Source organism: Bradyrhizobium sp. 137 (assembly GCF_023074095.1).
Lineage (GTDB): Bacteria > Pseudomonadota > Alphaproteobacteria > Rhizobiales > Xanthobacteraceae > Bradyrhizobium.
Genome location: NZ_JADPKU010000116.1, coordinates 13,865 through 29,515, shown reverse-complemented (window position 1 = coordinate 29,515; position 15,651 = coordinate 13,865). Strand labels below are relative to the sequence as shown.

12 protein-coding genes and 5 pseudogenes are annotated in these 15,651 nt (G+C 59.7%); 11 read left to right on the top strand and 6 right to left on the bottom strand.

The window, feature by feature from the left end:
* Positions 1-368 (bottom strand): annotated as a pseudogene (locus IVA78_RS29605) (ABC transporter substrate-binding protein); the annotation flags it as partial.
* On the opposite strand from IVA78_RS29605, the pseudogene istB reads away from it, so the two are divergent.
* The 3 genes and pseudogenes from istB to IVA78_RS29590 all read left to right on the top strand — a co-directional run.
* Positions 369-1,045, top strand: a pseudogene (gene istB / locus IVA78_RS29600) (IS21-like element helper ATPase IstB); the annotation flags it as partial.
* Positions 1,046-1,489: 444 nt separating this feature from the next.
* The gene (locus IVA78_RS29595; protein WP_247469079.1) at positions 1,490-2,338 is read left to right on the top strand and encodes a transposase family protein; all 849 of its coding nucleotides are present in this window, start codon (positions 1,490-1,492) and stop codon (positions 2,336-2,338) included.
* Positions 2,335-2,700, top strand: a complete 366-nt coding sequence (locus tag IVA78_RS29590; protein WP_247469078.1) for a hypothetical protein — start codon at positions 2,335-2,337, stop codon at positions 2,698-2,700. Before IVA78_RS29595 ends, IVA78_RS29590 begins: the two co-directional genes overlap by 4 nt.
* A gap of 222 nt (positions 2,701-2,922) precedes the next feature.
* On the opposite strand, the pseudogene queD reads toward IVA78_RS29590, so the two are convergent.
* A pseudogene (gene queD / locus IVA78_RS29585) lies at positions 2,923-3,284 on the bottom strand (6-carboxytetrahydropterin synthase QueD).
* 793 nt (positions 3,285-4,077) lie between these two features.
* On the opposite strand from queD, the gene IVA78_RS29580 reads away from it, so the two are divergent.
* Positions 4,078-5,505 carry an MATE family efflux transporter gene (locus IVA78_RS29580; RefSeq protein ID WP_247469077.1) on the top strand — a complete coding sequence of 476 codons (1,428 nt, stop codon included), beginning with the start codon at positions 4,078-4,080 and terminating at the stop codon, positions 5,503-5,505.
* Between the two features lie 614 nt (positions 5,506-6,119).
* Positions 6,120-6,531, top strand: a pseudogene (locus IVA78_RS29575) (Glu/Leu/Phe/Val dehydrogenase dimerization domain-containing protein); the annotation flags it as partial.
* 213 nt (positions 6,532-6,744) lie between these two features.
* On the opposite strand, the gene IVA78_RS29570 reads toward IVA78_RS29575, so the two are convergent.
* From IVA78_RS29570 to IVA78_RS29555, 4 genes are all read right to left on the bottom strand, one after another.
* Positions 6,745-6,927: a hypothetical protein gene (locus IVA78_RS29570; RefSeq protein WP_247469076.1), complete on the bottom strand. Its 183-nt coding sequence runs from the start codon at positions 6,925-6,927 to the stop codon at positions 6,745-6,747.
* 78 nt (positions 6,928-7,005) lie between these two features.
* On the bottom strand, positions 7,006-7,254 hold the full coding sequence (locus tag IVA78_RS29565; RefSeq protein WP_247469075.1) for a hypothetical protein: 249 nt from the start codon (positions 7,252-7,254) through the stop codon (positions 7,006-7,008).
* A 28-nt stretch (positions 7,255-7,282) separates the two neighbouring features.
* Positions 7,283-7,420: a hypothetical protein gene (locus IVA78_RS29560; protein WP_247469074.1), complete on the bottom strand. Its 138-nt coding sequence runs from the start codon at positions 7,418-7,420 to the stop codon at positions 7,283-7,285.
* 194 nt (positions 7,421-7,614) lie between these two features.
* Positions 7,615-8,304, bottom strand: a complete 690-nt coding sequence (locus IVA78_RS29555) for an IclR family transcriptional regulator (RefSeq protein WP_249803982.1) — start codon at positions 8,302-8,304, stop codon at positions 7,615-7,617.
* A 163-nt stretch (positions 8,305-8,467) separates the two neighbouring features.
* Here IVA78_RS29555 and IVA78_RS29550 point away from each other — a divergent pair, with 163 nt between their 5' ends.
* From IVA78_RS29550 to IVA78_RS29525, 6 genes and pseudogenes are all read left to right on the top strand, one after another.
* Positions 8,468-9,256 (top strand): ABC transporter ATP-binding protein, encoded by a 789-nt coding sequence (locus IVA78_RS29550; RefSeq protein WP_247469072.1) that lies wholly within the window; start codon positions 8,468-8,470, stop codon positions 9,254-9,256.
* Complete coding sequence (locus IVA78_RS29545) at positions 9,240-10,013, top strand: ABC transporter permease (RefSeq protein ID WP_247336973.1); 774 nt, start codon at positions 9,240-9,242, stop codon at positions 10,011-10,013. Before IVA78_RS29550 ends, IVA78_RS29545 begins: the two co-directional genes overlap by 17 nt.
* Positions 10,014-10,046: 33 nt before the next feature.
* On the top strand, positions 10,047-11,069 hold the full coding sequence (locus IVA78_RS29540) for an ABC transporter substrate-binding protein (RefSeq protein ID WP_247276698.1): 1,023 nt from the start codon (positions 10,047-10,049) through the stop codon (positions 11,067-11,069).
* A 53-nt stretch (positions 11,070-11,122) separates the two neighbouring features.
* Positions 11,123-12,388 (top strand): CoA transferase, encoded by a 1,266-nt coding sequence (locus IVA78_RS29535; RefSeq protein ID WP_247469071.1) that lies wholly within the window; start codon positions 11,123-11,125, stop codon positions 12,386-12,388.
* 55 nt (positions 12,389-12,443) lie between these two features.
* The gene (locus IVA78_RS29530) at positions 12,444-13,271 is read left to right on the top strand and encodes a citryl-CoA lyase (RefSeq protein WP_247469080.1); all 828 of its coding nucleotides are present in this window, start codon (positions 12,444-12,446) and stop codon (positions 13,269-13,271) included.
* Positions 13,268-14,162 (top strand): annotated as a pseudogene (locus IVA78_RS29525) (SMP-30/gluconolactonase/LRE family protein). Before IVA78_RS29530 ends, IVA78_RS29525 begins: the two are co-directional and overlap by 4 nt.
* The last annotated feature ends 1,489 nt before the right edge of the window (positions 14,163-15,651 follow it).

Below are 15,651 nucleotides of genomic sequence, written 5' to 3'. Positions count from 1 at the left end.
GGAATCGACGCGGGAGATGTCCTGGATCGGCACCGGCTCGATGACGTCGACTTCGCCCGAGAGCAGCGCGGCAACGCGGGTGGCGTCGGAGGCGATCGGGGTGAAGGTGATCTCCTTCAGGTTACCTTCCATCTTGCCCCAGTAATTGGGGTTGGCCTTGAACACCGTCTTCACGCCTGGCTGATGTTCGATGATGAACGGACCGATACCATTCTCGTGTAGCGAGGCGTAGCTCGGCGAGGTCGCGGACACCGGCGTCGGCTCGACGGCCTTGTTCTCCTCCGCCCATTTCTTGTCCAGAATGTACCAGACATCCCATGCCGATTCAGGATGGGATTGGGCAAGGGCAGGATGAAATCGACAGTGTACGCCGCATCGAGATGGCGCGGACACCGCACACTTCCAGGCCGTGAAGGAGCTTGCGAGCTTCGACTTCGAGGCGCAGCCGTCGATCGATCCAAAGCAGATCCGTGACCTGGCCGCGTCACGATAGATCGCCAACGGCGAGAACGTACTGCTGCTCGGGCCGCCCGGCGTCGGTAAGACGCACCTGTCCATTGCACTCGGGCGAGAGGCAATCCTGGCCGGGTATACGGTGCAGTTCACCACGGCGACGACGCTGGTCGCTGGCCTCGCCAAGGCGCACGGCGAGCGACGCCTGGACGAGAAACTGCTCGCGCTGTCGAAGCCAAAGCTGCTGATCGTCGTCGAACTCGGCTACCTGCCGCTGGAGCCCGAGGCGGCGCATCTGTTCTTCCAGCTAGTTAGGTTAGCCGCCGCTACGAAACCGGCGCCATGCTGATCACGTCGAACCGCAGCGTTGCCGATGGGGCACCCTGTTCGCCGATCCCGTGGTCGCCACCGCGATCCTCGACCGGCTCTTGCACCACAGCCACGTGCTGAACATCCGCGGCGACAGCTACCGGCTCCGCGCCAAGCGCAAGAGCGGCCTCATCAAGACGCCGACCGCCGCTGACGGCCCTCCGGTCGGCTCCGCCTCCCTCCGGCCGCCACCGGCGGAAACAACCTTCAACCGAAATCATAATCGCGATGGTGGGGGGCAGTTCTGCATGACGCAAAGGGGCGCATTGCCTCACTAAAAATGTTACCGGACAACTTCCCTGTCGCGCCTGGGGCGGAGCTGCCGAATCAGTTCGGTGGCGGCTATGGCAGGGAAGATCAGCATGCGCGCAAAGCGCGAGATCACATCAGCGCTGGCCGAGCCTTATCGGGCGGGCGGGCGGCTCGAGAAGGGACGGATCCTAGACGAGCTTTGCGCCGTCAGCGGATGGCATCGCAAGCACGCGATCCGAGCACTGTCAGTGGACGGGGCATCGGGATCGGCCGTGCCGCGGCGGCGAGGCCGGACCTACGGTGTTTCCATTCGCGTTGCACTGATTGTGCTATGGGACGCCTCTGACCGGCTCTGCAGTAAGCGGCTCGTGGCAATGATCCCGTTCTTGCTCCCGCGCTTGAACGGCACGGCAGATTGAAGCTTTCTGCCGATGAGCGGTCGCTGGTTTTGAAGGTGAGCGCGGCGACGATCGACCGCCTGCTGAGCGACGTAAAAATCGCAGCAGCCGGAGGACGCCGACGGCTGGCGGGCTTTTCCAGTGCCGTACGGCGGCAGGTCCCGGTGCGCACATTCAATGACTGGGGATCACCTCCGCCGGGGTACTGCGAAGCGGATCTGGTTGCGCAGGGCGGCATGTCCGTATCCGGCGCGTTCATTCAGACGCTAACAATAGTGGATATCGCAACGGGGTGGACCGAATGCTTTCCGCTCGTCGTGCGTGAAGCAGCTCTTGTGGTCGAGGCTCTCGAGCGCGCGCAGAACCTATTTCCCTGGCCCGTTCGCGGGCTCGATTTTGACAACGACAGCGCCTTCATGAACGACACGGTCGTGTCGTGGTGCCGCTCTCACGATGTTGAAGTCACTCTTCCAGGGCCTACAAGAAGAACGATCAGGCATTCGTTGAACAAAAGAACGGAGCTATCGTTCGCCGCCTGGTGGGCTACGGGCGGTTTGAAAGGCCTTGATGCCGCTCGCTCATTAGCTCGCCTGTTTGCGGCGGCACGGCTGCACATCAATTTCTTCCAGCCATCGTTTAAGCTGAAGGAGAAGCACCGCGAAGGTGCCAAGGTGATCAAACGCTATCTTCCTCCCGCTACGCCGTACGAAAGAGCATTGGTCCACCCGAGTCTCAATGATGCATTTAAACGTAGGCTGCGGGAGATTTACCGCATGCTTGATCCGGTGGCATTGCTGGCACAGATGCGGGACGCTCAAATGACCTGGGCAAGCGCGTTGATCAGCGGGCTGGAAAGCCAGCGATGATTATCGAGCCGGTGCAAAGCGACTTGGCGGCCTTTGCCCGAGAGCTCGGCGATGGTTGGAAAGAGGGTGAGCAGCGGGGCATTCATCGGCGCCGTTATGTGCGGCGCAAGCCTGTGCCACGTCGGCCATCGATGCTCGACCCCTACATTCCCATCATCGAGGGATGGCTCGCCGCGGCTCCGCACTTGTCCGCGGTCGATCTTCTCTCCCGGCTCGAAGCGCATGCGCCCGGTCGGTTCAGCGGCCATCAGCGGCGTACGGTGCAGCGATTGGTGAAGAATTGGCGATCAAAGCCCGCTCGACAACTCATCAGCAGCACAGAAATCACACTATCGGTTCAACCTTCGTGTCTTAGTATCTAATCCCGACAGGTTCTTTCGCCGAATCACCGCAAGCCGCTCGCTCGCTACGGCGCTCTGGAGGGCGCGCTTCGCGAGCGGCTTGCTCGAACTCGCGGCAGCTGATTCGGGAGAGACACTAGGGTGCGTTTCGGTAACATTGTCATCTGAGGCAATATGAGGGGGCAGTTCCGAATGGCGTTTGACAGGCGCGCCGCATCGACACAGTCCCAACGAGCGCTGAATTCACCGATCCGGCCCGTCATATTCCGCCCAACAATCGGTCGTCTCGTACACCCTCACGCTCGAGAGTTGCGCAAGGCGCGGTTTCGCGTGCTGCCAGATCCAGATGGCGATATTTTCCACCGTCGGATTTTCCAGTCCCGGGACTTCGTTCAGGCAATGGTGATCGAGCTTCTTTAGAAGAAGACCGAACGCTTCTTCCATGTTGAAGAAATCCATTACGAACCCGGTGTGCGGATCGACGGGCCCGTTCAGCACGACCTCGACGCGATAGGAATGACCGTGCGTCCGATGACACGATGTGTCTGCGGGACGTTTGGAAGTCGGTGCGCTGCCTCGAACTTAAATACCTGAGATATTTTCATCTGATGCCGGGATGTTTGTGGGATTGCACGCTGATTCGACATTTCCGATGAGCGAGGCATTACGCGACGGCTTGCCGCATGTGGTCGACGGCGTCAGGGCCGTCTCGTGGGCCGAAGCAGAAATCGTCCGAGCTCCCTCTCATCGAACCGCCGGCATAGCTTCCGGCTGCGGCTACACGAATTTTGAGTTCGTGTCCGCGAGTGATGGCCAGCGCGGCGCGATTTGCTGACGCAAATCCAGTTACCACGCCGGCCGGGACCAGCAGCCTGCCGTTCGTCTCGATCGCGACAAGGAACCCGAGATCATGGAGCGCTTGCATGAGTCGTCGCCGAACCACAACTGTGGTTCTGGCACGTTCCTTGCGTGTGCCATGCAGACGATGGAGCGTCTACTACAAGATCCGGTAGATGCCAAAGCCAACTTGTCGCCCTAGGGTCCGGCCGCGTTCCCCGCCGATCATCATCGAGGAAAAGAAATGAACGCAACCCATGAGAAGTCAACAAAGGGCAGAACGGCACAATATGACTGGCAGAACCTGGGTGGCTACCCACGAACACCTCAATCAGGATCCTCGTTGTTCTGACTTAAGAGCCGCAGAAGGCTACGATTGGCGGAGGCGTATGCCTAGGGGAAAATCGACCAACGCAAAAATCAGCTTGTGAAACGTCAAATGGATCCACGCGATCACGGCGATCGAGTAAACTTATGTACCACTGTGCAAGAGCAGCTCCGGCGAGGGTTGCGCTGAGTACGCGATCAGCGAATTTGGAGAAGCTCGCGACACGTTCATCCATGAATGAGCCGGATACAGAATTCGCGCTCGAGGGCGAGCGAAATTTGATGCCACAGAAGAAACAGCACATCGATCTATCGGACCCGAATCTCTCAAGCCTTATCCTGCGGCTCGCCATTCCATCTGTTGTTGGGTTATCGATCCATGCGTTACAGCAGGTCGTCAATGCGATCTTTGTTGGCGCACTTGGCGCGCAGGCGATCGCAGCTGTGAGCATGACCTTGCCGATCATGGTCCTGCTCGCGGCAGCCGGACAGGGGATCGGTGTTGGAACGGCGTCCTTCATATCTCGTCATCTGGGCGCTCGTGAGTACCTAGAGGCGAGTCGAGGCGCAAGTACAGCTCTCGCGCTCACCGCTCCGACTGGTATCATAGTTACTGTCGCTCTGCTTCCAAGTCTGCCAGCGATATTCGCAACCCTCGGAGCGACTCCAACCATCATGCCCGTGGCGCTCGACTACGCGGGAACGCTTTTGTTCGGGAACACCCTGATGCTTCTAAACATCGTCAGCGGATTCATTGTCAGAGCCGAAGGCGATACGCGATTCAGCATGTGGGCAATGCTTACCGGGTTTCTACTGAACGCTGTGCTTGACCCCGTCTTCATATTCTTGTTTGACCTTGGTGTGCGTGGCGCAGCCCTCGCCACGCTGGTATCGCAGATCGCTGCTATTGGACTCTATATCGCGTATTTTACGAAGCTTGGCGGGACAGTTCTCGTCAGGATATCTCACATATCATTGCGAGCAGATCGCATCAGACAGCTCGTGTCGGTGGGCGCGCCAGCGACAATGACGAGTATCTTATCGGCACTTGCGGTTATGCTCTTGTACGGAGCTGCTGCACCGTTCGGCGATGATTCCATCGCCGCAGTTGGAATAGCTGTGCGAATCTTGATGGTCGGCGCACTGCCTATCACCGGGTTCTGCATAGGCGCTCAAGCTGTCCTGGGTTTCGGTTGGGGCGCACACGACTATGTTCGTATTCTGAAGGCTGCGAAGTTCATGCTCTTCGTGACGGTCGCATTCTCCATCGCGTATTCTGCGGCCGTTGTGGTTTTTGCAAGGCCTTTGGTGACCCTATTTAGCGATAACGAGAATGTCGCGGAAATAGCCGTCTCGTCCTGCATCGTGTTTCATCTCTTCTTTGGACTGTTTGGGGTTCAGAGTTTCGTGACAGCAATGCTCCAGGCGTTTGGGAGAGCACGCCTCAGTGCAATTGTGGCCCTGGCGAGGCAGGGCTATCTCTTCATACCGGCCGTACTGTTATTCCCGGTGGTTGCGGGTTTCGATGGACTGTTAGCTAGTCAAGCAATCGCTGAGCTGGGCGCCGGAATGATCGCTCTGTTCGTCATGTTCCACCAGTTCGGTGAGCTCAGACGAGCGCTCCAGCACCGTGGTTCAAAAGCGATCGGGATAGCGGGTTGACCTTAGAACGGATGTCATCGAGCCCAGAGCATTGGGCGCAAGCCTCCTGACAAGCTCGCGGCAAGATGCGCTGCCAGTGGGCGCGGATTTTGCGGGCTCGCGGGCGTGCGATCGGCACAGTTCTTTCCAGCGGTGCTCCTCGCACTCGCGGATCGCACCGGCTCGCCTAGCGGAGGGATCGGGCAGTTCGGCGAGCGATAGCCGATGTGCTTTCGCTCGCCAGGCGGGGTGCCTTTTTGCGAGCTCGGTTGGCGGGGCGGCAAGGGCTCTACGCGCGAAAGGCTCGCTTTAGCAGAGTGGGTGGTTTCTGCGCTTATGCAGGTTTGTCTCTTAACCCGGGTCTTTGGAGCTGACTTGAATGCCGCCGCTATGGGTCGACACTTCGCAGGATGCTCTTGAATTTTCGCCTGCCACGATTCGCTGTTGGGCCGTCGTGGCCGCCTCGGTCAATCTCGCTTTCATCGCATTGGTCATATTTTTGGCGTGACCGCGAGACGCAATCTTGCTGATTGGATTAGTTGTCTCCACATCTGAAACGCGCAACACGCACTAGGGAGCTCGGTGCTCTGAAGCACAAGCAGTCCGATGTTTCATATCCAGTCTCAGGAGCTATCGTGACTGTCTACACTGGGCCAGTGTTTGAGATGGCCGTAAAGCAATTCGAACTGATCGCGAATTATCTGGGGATACCAGACGACGTCAGACCCGCCTGCTGATGCCCGAAGCGATCTGTCACGGTGTCGTGCCCAATTCACCGTGATGACGGCACAACGGCGGTTTTTGAAGGCTCTCGGGTGCAGCACCTTACACTTGGCCCTACTAAAGGGGCACCAGATTCGGGCCAACCGTCGACCTTGGCGAAGTTGCAGCGCTCGCGATCTGGATGAGCTGGAAGTGTGCCCTGGTCGGATTGCCATATGGCGGCGCCAAGGGCGGAATTAACGTCGACCCTTCTAGCTTGTCGAACCGTGAGCTTCAGACTCTGTCGCGCCGGTATATGCGTATGTGCTGGAAATGATCCCGTTTCCCGAAGACCATCGCACTGCGATTGGTAATGATGACGGGACCAACGTAAACCTCGTGCCGAAGAGAGTTCGAGGCTCTGCAGGCACTCCGTAAGGTGTGTAGCGTCAAGTTGCTGACATTTGTCTCGAGACTGACAGTCTGCGCTGCTATCGTCCGACAGGACGTTGCGCTTCGAACAGTTGTCCCATCGCCCCTCAATACGCGGAACGGGCGTTAATGTAGGGCATTCAACTCCGCATCGTTCAGCGCGGTGATCGAGGAAGCGCTGCTTGGCGTCATCTGTCCCGGGGCGATCGCCGCTGCAATCGCGGCCGCCAAGATCAGGTGCGTGATGCTCTCCGCCGACATCATCCAGCCCGTGCGCCAACTGGTGCTGATCGCCAGCGACGATCTCATTGCCGGCCTCCTCAATCGCAATGGCCTCAACACCGGCAACGGCAATCGCGTACCCGCGAGCGCGTCACATCAATGCGCTCAAACAACCACATCCCGGTGTTTAAGCCTGCCGATGGCGGAGTAGTGTGGTCGCCGCCGGGCCGTGTCCCCGTTGGTCTGCTTCACCGGCAGATCGAAATTGTACTCGTGGGGCCAGCAAAGCGTCTGTCGCGCGCCGCCCAGTTCCTCGACCTTGTCGAACACCATCTTGATCGCTTCCTGGACACGCCGATCCGGGTCTTTCACATAGCGGTCGCCGGCCTTCATGAAGCCGACGGGCGCTGCCACAACCAACTCGCCCGCGGCGCGCCTTCTATTAGCGTGCCGAGAGCGAGGGCTGGCGCAACAGATCCGGTTCGTACTCGTTGAGGCTGCCCTTGAGCCCGAGCAGCAGGCGGTCGTTTCCATGCGTCGATGCGTAGATGGTCTCCTGATCGACCAGAACCGGTATCAACCACGCGGCACATCTCGATGAGTTGCTGCCAATCCCGACTGAAGATCGTCATCGAGCGCGTGCAGGATTGCGAGCGAAGCACGAGACCTCGAGGGCGCAAACCGCACCAACTTACCAAGGAAAACTGCGCTCAGGAGAGGCCCTTGCGGCACCCGCTGAGCTGTGCGTCATAAACGGAACGCTGCCATTGTAGCTCAGCGCTCGCTTGCAGGCAGCAGACCGATCAGCGCTTTAGCCTCGGACTTCAGAACTACAATCGCAGCCTTCCGAGCATCTGCATCAAAGCGCGTCCGAATGGCGGAGACCGAGAGGGCGCCGCGCAATTGGCCATGAACGTCGATCACAGGCACAGCTGCGGCCGCGACCTCAGGATCCCGCTCGCCGATCGAGACGTAGGAGCCACGATCTCTGACCTTCTTTCCATCGGCTGATGCAGAATCGCGGTAGGCGGTAAGAACACGGCCGGCAGCGCCGCGGTCAATCGGCAATCGCTGACCCTCTTCGAGGTGATGCCGGACCGAACGCGGAGAATTGACGCGATAAAGGCAGATGCGCTCGTCGCCGTCCGCGATGTAGAAGGATGCAGTCTCTCCGGTTGCCTCGACCAGACGATGGAGCGAGGGTCTGATCAGGTCACCGAGGTCGAGCCCGCGCTGATAGAGCGCCCCAAGGCGCCATAGCTCCGGTCCGGGTCGAAATAGCCGGTCCGTACCCCGCACCAGGAAGCCATCCGCCTCCAGAGATACGGCAAGGCGAAGGACTGTGCTCTTGTACAGGTCAGTCGCATCCGCAATCTCCGTCAGCGTCATCGCGGCGCGCTCCGGGTCGAACGCCTTAAGGATTGCCAGTGCCCGCGCGACCGCATCAACCCCTGTTCTTACCATCGATACCTCTGGTTCTGCTGTGCAGAACCAATAGTCAGAATGACGCCAGGAGTCCAGCCAGCTAGCGCGAGGGCCATTCTGCACATCAGAATACGATTGACTCCTCGTGAGAACGCGAGCTACTCGGTTCCAGGTGCCAGAACAAGTTCTATGGAGCGAAACAATGGGGCGGCCGGGACTTGCCGTGGACTTGCACGACGTCATGATTCGCTTTGGCGACTTCACGGCCGTCAAAAGCATGAACCTCCAGGTGGCCGAGACTGAATTCGTTGCAGTGGTGGGGCCGACCGGCTGCGGAAAATCCACCATTCTCAACACTGTCACCGGACTGCTGAAGCCCGCCGCCGGCGACGTTCGCATTTTCGGCAAGTCTCTTACGGGCCTGAACGGTCAGTCCGGCTACATGCTTCAACAGGAAGGGCTGCTGCCCTGGAAGACCGCCCAAGACAATGTCGGCCTCGGGCTCGTCTTTCAGGGCAGCTCGATCGCGAAAGCGCGCGAGCAGGCACGGCCCTGGCTCGCCAAGGTCGGATTGAAGGGACTCGAGGAGCGCTATCCGCATCAATTGTCCGGCGGCCAGCGCAAGCGCGTTGCGATGGCACAAACGCTGATCATGGAGCCCAAAATCGTTCTCATGGACGAGCCGTTCTCCGCGCTGGACGTTCACACACGCCGACTCATGCACCGCATCCTGCTCGACCTCTGGCAGGCGGACCGGCGCTCGCTCATCTTCATCACCCATGATCTCGATGAGGCGATCACGCTAGCGGACCGCGTCGTTGTGATGTCTGCCGGTCCCGCCAGCCGCATGGTTGCCGACGTCAGGATCACGCTGCCTCGTCCGCGCGATGTTTCTGCGCTGCAGACCACCGACGAATTCGTCGCGCTCTATCGTGAAATCTGGTCGCTGCTCGGCGCCGAAGTGGAGAAAAGCTATGTCACGCAGGGGTAGGGTCGCTCTCACGCAGTTCGCCATCCTCCTTGGCCTAATCCTGATCTGGGAATTGGGCGTGTGGGCCGGACTGATCGATCCCTTCTTCTTTCCGGCACCGTCGACACTTGTCGTAAGGATCGGGGAGTGGATGTCGATGGCGGACTTTTGGACCGATATTGGCATAACATTGCTGGAGACGGTCCTGTCGTTCCTGGCTGGCATCGGGATCGGCACAGCACTTGGTATCTGGCTGGGCTTAAGCCCGTTTGCTGCCGAAGTCGTTCAGCCCTTTATCAAGATGTTCAATGCAATCCCGCGGATCTTGCTTGGACCGATTTTCGTCATCTGGTTCGGATTGGGCCTCACCTCCAAGGTTGCGCTCGGCGTCACGCTGGTTCTATTCGTCGCATTCTTCAACACCTTCCAGGGCGTCCGCGAGGTCAATCCGGTCGTGCTGGCGAATGCCCGCCTGCTACGTGCATCGAAGTCGTCCCTGCTACGGCACGTCTACCTGCCGTCCGCCACGACCTGGATTTTGTCGAGCCTGCGGGTGTCAGTCGGCATGGCCGTGATGGGAGCCGTGGTCGCCGAATATCTCGGCTCGTCCGCAGGATTGGGGCACTTAATTGCGCAGGCCGAAGGCGTCCTCGATGCGACCGGAGTGTTCGCAGGAATTGTCGTTCTCGCCGCCTTCGTCGTTGTCCTCGATGCCATCGTCGACTGCGCGGAAAAGCGGCTCCTGGTCTGGCGGCCGGCGCCTGCGCACGAAAGCTGATCGTACGCTCTCCCATCAATCATGGAGTTTCGCATGCACGTTTCCATAAGACTGACGCCGGTCGTGGCGCTGGCCGCATTCTCGGTCATTTTGGCGCATGCCACCGAGCCCGAGAAAACAAAATTGAAGATCGCCGTGGGGTCACAGATCCTCAACTATATGCCTGTCGAACTTGGAGTGAAGCTTGGCTCCTTTAAGGAAGAAGGCCTTGACGTTACCGTCGAGAACTTCCAGGCCGGTGGCTCAAAGGCTCTGCAGGCCCTGATCGGCGGCTCCGTCGACGGGACTATCGGCTTTTACGATCACACCATTCAGATGCAGGCGCAGGGTAAACAAATTTCCTGCGTGTTCCTGCTGAACGACATTCCCGGCGTCCTGCTCGGTGTCCGCAGCGACCTCGCCGACAAGGTCAGAACCGCCGCCGACCTGAAGGGTCTCAGGCTCGGGATCACGGCGCCGGGGTCATCGACGGAGACTATGGCGCGTTACTACATCAAGAAATCAGGATTGGGTCCACGCGATGTCAACATCATTGCCGTCGGCAGCGGCGCACCGGGCATGGTGGCGCTTGAGGCCATGAACGTCGATGCCCTGGTCTATTTCGATCCCATCGCGACGCTTCTCGCGCGCAAGAAGAGCGCGACAGCGCTGTTCGATGCGCGCACGATCGAAGGCTCAAAGCAGGCCTTCGGCGGATCCTATCCGACCGCGTGTCTCTACCTTCAGCAGTCCTTCATCGATAAAAATCCCGAAACGGTCCAGCGCCTGGTCAACGCCTTGCTCAAAACTCACCGCTGGATCAACGCAACGCCGACGGAGCAGCTCGTCGATACGATTCCTCCTGGTTACAAGACTGACAATCGCGAGGTGAATATCGAAATCATGAACGCATCGAAAGCGCTCTTCTCGCCGACCGGGCAGATGGACATTGAGGCGGCCAAGGTCCCGCTGGCTGTCCTGAGCGACTCTGATCCGAAAATCGCTGCCGCAAAGATCGACTTGAACAAAACCTTCACCAATCGCTTCGCGGAACGCGCCGCTCAACAACTGAAATAGCTGCTCGCAGACCAAGCCCTCACCATCGGATCACCTAAGGAAGGCTTCTTCAGATGTCTCTGCCGCTCACCGGCATCCGCGTCCTGGACCTGTCGAACGTGTTGGCCGGTCCGTTCTGCGGTTATCATCTCGCGCGTCTTGGCGCGGAGGTCATCAAAGTCGAAAATCCGAACGGCGGCGACCTCGCGCGGCGCCTCGGCGCCGATCCGCAAAGGGCAGAGCGCCTGCAGGGCCTCTCTTTTGTCGCGGTGAACGCCGGCAAGCAATCCGTGGCGCTGGACTTGAAGTCGGAATCGGGCCGCGAGGTATTCTTGCGGCTCGTCAAGGAAGCAGATGTGGTGCTCGAAAACTTCCGGCCGAGGGTGATGGAACGGCTTAGCCTAGGCTTTGATGTGCTCAGCAGGCAGAACCCGCGTCTGGTGTACTGCGCGATCTCCGGCTTTGGGCAGAGCGGGCCGTGGTCCGCCCGTCCTGCCTATGACCAGATCGTTCAGGGTCTGTCTGGTGCCATGAGCGTCACTGGCGATATGGCCTCGGCTCCCCTGCGCACGGGCTTTCCGATCTCCGACACGATTGCGGGACTGACTGCTGCCTTTGCCATCGCCGCGGCTCTGGTCGACCAGCGGCATAGCGGCCGCGGTCGGTTCATTGACGTGTCCCTGCTCGAAGCCACCGTCGCAGCGATGGGATGGGTCGTCTCCAACCACCTGAACGCTGGTGTCGAGCCGCAACCCATCGGCAACGAGAACTTCACCGCGGCTCCCTCCGGCACGTTCCGCACCGCAACAGGCCCGCTGAACATTTCCGCCAACGAGCAGAAGCAGTACCAAGCCCTATGCGACCTGATTGGCCGACCGGACCTGAAGACGGATCCACGCTTTGCTGGGCGCGAGATGCGCAAGGTCAATCGCGCAGCGCTGAACACGGAGTTGAACAAGGCGTTGGGTTGCAAGCCCGCTGACGAATGGGAGGCCCAAATGAATCTGGCTGGAGTCCCCGCAGGCTGCGTGCTGACGGTCTCGCAAGTTTTGCAGCAGCCACAGCTCCTCGAGCGCGGATTCGTCGAGACTTTGGCCCCAGAACAAGACGGTGCGCAGCCGTTACGAATCACGCGGCCGGGGTTCCGGCTGGATGAGGAGTTTTCGGTGCCTTCACCACCTGCGACGCTCGGAGCAGACACCGAGCGATGGTTGCAGCGGCTCGGCTATTCGTATGCGGAGGTCGAGCAACTGGTCTCAAGCCGGGCCGTCGGGACACCAAAGCAAGGAGGGGCTGATTTCCTGCCCGTCCGCGTGGCCGCGGACGGACCAATATCATGATATTCGACGGCTTGCGGCGGTTGGCAATCGGCAGGTTGAAGGGGCGGAACCGGAGATGAGCGAAGAAGAATTGCGACAGCAAGCGGCCCGTTGGTGGCGAACCTCCATCTGCGACATCGCGCCCGGTCGCATCGCCTATCGGGGTTATCCAATCGAAGATTTGATCGGCCGGATTTCCTTTCCCGCCATGATCTGGCTGATGTTGCGCGGCGATCTGCCGACGCCAGCGCAGGAGCGGCTGCTGCAAGCTGCGCTGGTCGCGTCCGTTGACCACGGTCCGCACGCGCCCTCCATCGCAATTGCGCAAATGGCGGTGAGCTGCGGGCTGCCCCTGAACGGTGCGATGGCCTCCGCGATCAATACACTCGATGACGTGCACGGCGGAGCAGGGGAGCAGGCGGTCGAACTCTACGAAGATGTGCTGCGGAGGCGCGATGGCCTAGAGATCGGCGAGGCCGCGGCCGCCGCAATCGACCATTTCACCGCAAGGCGCGGCAAATATCTGCCCGGCTTCGGCCACCGGTTTCATCCGGTCGACCCGCGCGCGGCACCGCTATTGGCGCTGGTGGATGAGGCAGGTGCTGAGGGCAGTGTCAGCGGCGACTATGCCAAGGCCGCCCGCGCGATCGAGCGCGTGATGCAGCAGCGCAACGGCAAACTCATCCCAGTGAACATTGATGGCGCGACCGCGGTCATTTATGGCGAGCTCGGCTTCGCGCCTCCGCTGGCGCGCGGCGTCTTCTGCCTGTCGCGCGCGGTCGGAATCCTGGCCCACGCCTGGGAACAGACCAGGCGCAAGGATCGTAACAAGGGGCCGATGCCCAAGCAGTTTGGCTACAAATATGAGGGACAGCGGCGCCGCACGCTGGGAGGCGCGTCATGATGTATCTCGACAAGCCGCCTCAGCTGGTTGAAACCCGCGTGTTCTCGTCGATGCCGGCGGAATTTCGTCGCCCTGGTGTTTCCTCGAAATGGGCGGATGCCAACCGTGGGGCGATCCGGTGGATTGTTTCATCGAGGGGCCGTCGTTCGACAAGTCCGGGAATCTCTACGTCGTCGATATCCCCTTCGGCCGCATTTTCCGGATTTCGTGCGACGGCATCTGGTCTCTGATAATCGAATATGACGGCTGGCCGAATGGTCTGAAGATCGCACCTGATGGCCGGGTGCTGGTGGCCGATTACATGAATGGCCTCATGGAGCTCGATCCGCAGCGGGATACTATCAGCCTGCTTCTGGGGCACCGCGATTCCGAGTCCTTCAGAGGCTGCAACGACCTGCATATCGCGACCAGCGGCGACATCTATTTCACCGATCAGGGGCAAACTGGATTGCACGATCCGACCGGCCGGGTGTTCCGACTGTGTTCTGACGGCCGGCTCGATTGCCTGATTTCGAACGGGTCAAGCCCGAACGGGCTGGTGCTCAGTCCCGACGAGGCCGTGTTGCTCGTTGCAATGACGCGCGACAACAGTATCTGGCGCGTGCCGCTGATGCGTGACGGCGGGGTTGGGAAGGTGGGATTCAGCTTATTCTTCGGGACCGGGGTCCTGACGGGCTGACGATGGATCAAAAAGGGCGGCTCTTTATCGCGCGCGCTTCCCTCGGCCACGTCTTCGTCATGGCGCCGAACGGCGAAACGATCCCCCGCATCAAGTCCTGCGCTGGGGCGACCTGCACGAACCTCGTATTGGAGGCGGCAAACGGCACATTGCTCATTACGGAATCCTCTACCGGATCAGTGTTGAGGGCTGATCTCGCTCACTTTCCTTGAACGTTCGCCAGCAGGAGTGACAAGGTGGTACCGAATCCTTTTACGCGACGGTCCACCGTATCGAGATGCAGGAAGGAGCCCGGTAGATGATTGGCTTGCCAGTTGCCGAGGCATTGTACTTGGCGACGAATGGATCGCATTTGTGTGCGGTGATCCGAAACTAGCGTCAGTAAGTCGCATTGTGTGGGAAGCACGAAAGAACGACTCGGCTATCGTTTGTAAGGCTGGGTCTGGCTTCGCCCGCAACGGGCCATCGCCGACCTGGCTCCGCGCCTTTTAGCCGGGCAGGTTTCGGCTCGCGGTCCACGAGCCTTGAGAAGACCATGGTATCGCTTCGCACCATGAAGAACGATTTGATGGCTGATACCCGCCAAGAAGGTCGAAGAGGTAATCCGCTCGCAGTAGGAGTAAGCACCGCATCAGCGTCGAGGTTCTCGATCATCCTCGGCCGCGACGCACTGTCATAGCCTCTTGCGCGCGCGCAATCCTCCAACCCGATAATCCCCTCTCCTCGTAGAAACGGCGTACCCGTTGTAAAGCTGGATAGCCATCGGGGGCAACGCAACCTCAATCATCTGCCAGCCTCGGCGCTTCGCCTCCGAATGTACCGCCTCGAGCAGATGCCGACCGTGGTCAGAGCTTCGGAAGTCGCGAGAAATCCATAGCTCCTGAAGCACATCGTACGCTCCGGCTGCTCTCACGGCCCGTACGGCCGAGGTGGCAGCGACCCCTACAATCTGCCGGGTGGCTTGTTCCTCGATGACAAAAATGAAGCCTCTTCGGGATCCTGAATCAGGCGCAAAGCAGCCTGCTTCGCGCCTTCAAGGCTGAACTCTGGTCCGGGGCCACCTAATTCAGAAAGTAGCTTTTCGACGGCTTCTGCGATCGCGTTCTCATCTCCTGGCACGCTTTGCGCAAAGCCGTGCCCCCGTGGGGCAGGCCTTGCGCTTCAGCGACAACACGAACACCCGTCAGTTAGTCCCTCCAGTCCCTCTTGAGGATATCCATGCTTCAGAAGGATACAGAAAACGCAACTGAGAGCAACTATCAAGCTCGATAGGGAATAGGACGTCCGCACTCGCTATCAGCAACAGAGGTGAGGTAAGTGCAAGCTGTTGCCGTTCTCAGAATCGACTGCGGCTTGACCTGCTGCGAACTCATGATGGACTTCCTTCGATTGGAAAGGAAGTCCACGAGACGGCACATTCGCGCGTGGGCAGGCGGGCCATGAAGATCAAACATTTCGTAAGAGTGATTTCCGATCATCACTCACGAGCGACTCGATTCAGTAGATCTTGCGGCATGGTAATTGCCGTGCCATAGGGCGCATCAGCTCGGCGCGTCCGAAGGTGAGATTCCCCACACTCGTGTGCGTCACTCGTACAAAGTTGCGCGAGGCGGGAGAGGTATCATACGCGTGCGCCCGACAAAATCGTCTGAACAACATCGCGAAAGATTTTGCACGCTAATGCACTATCTTAAGCTTACC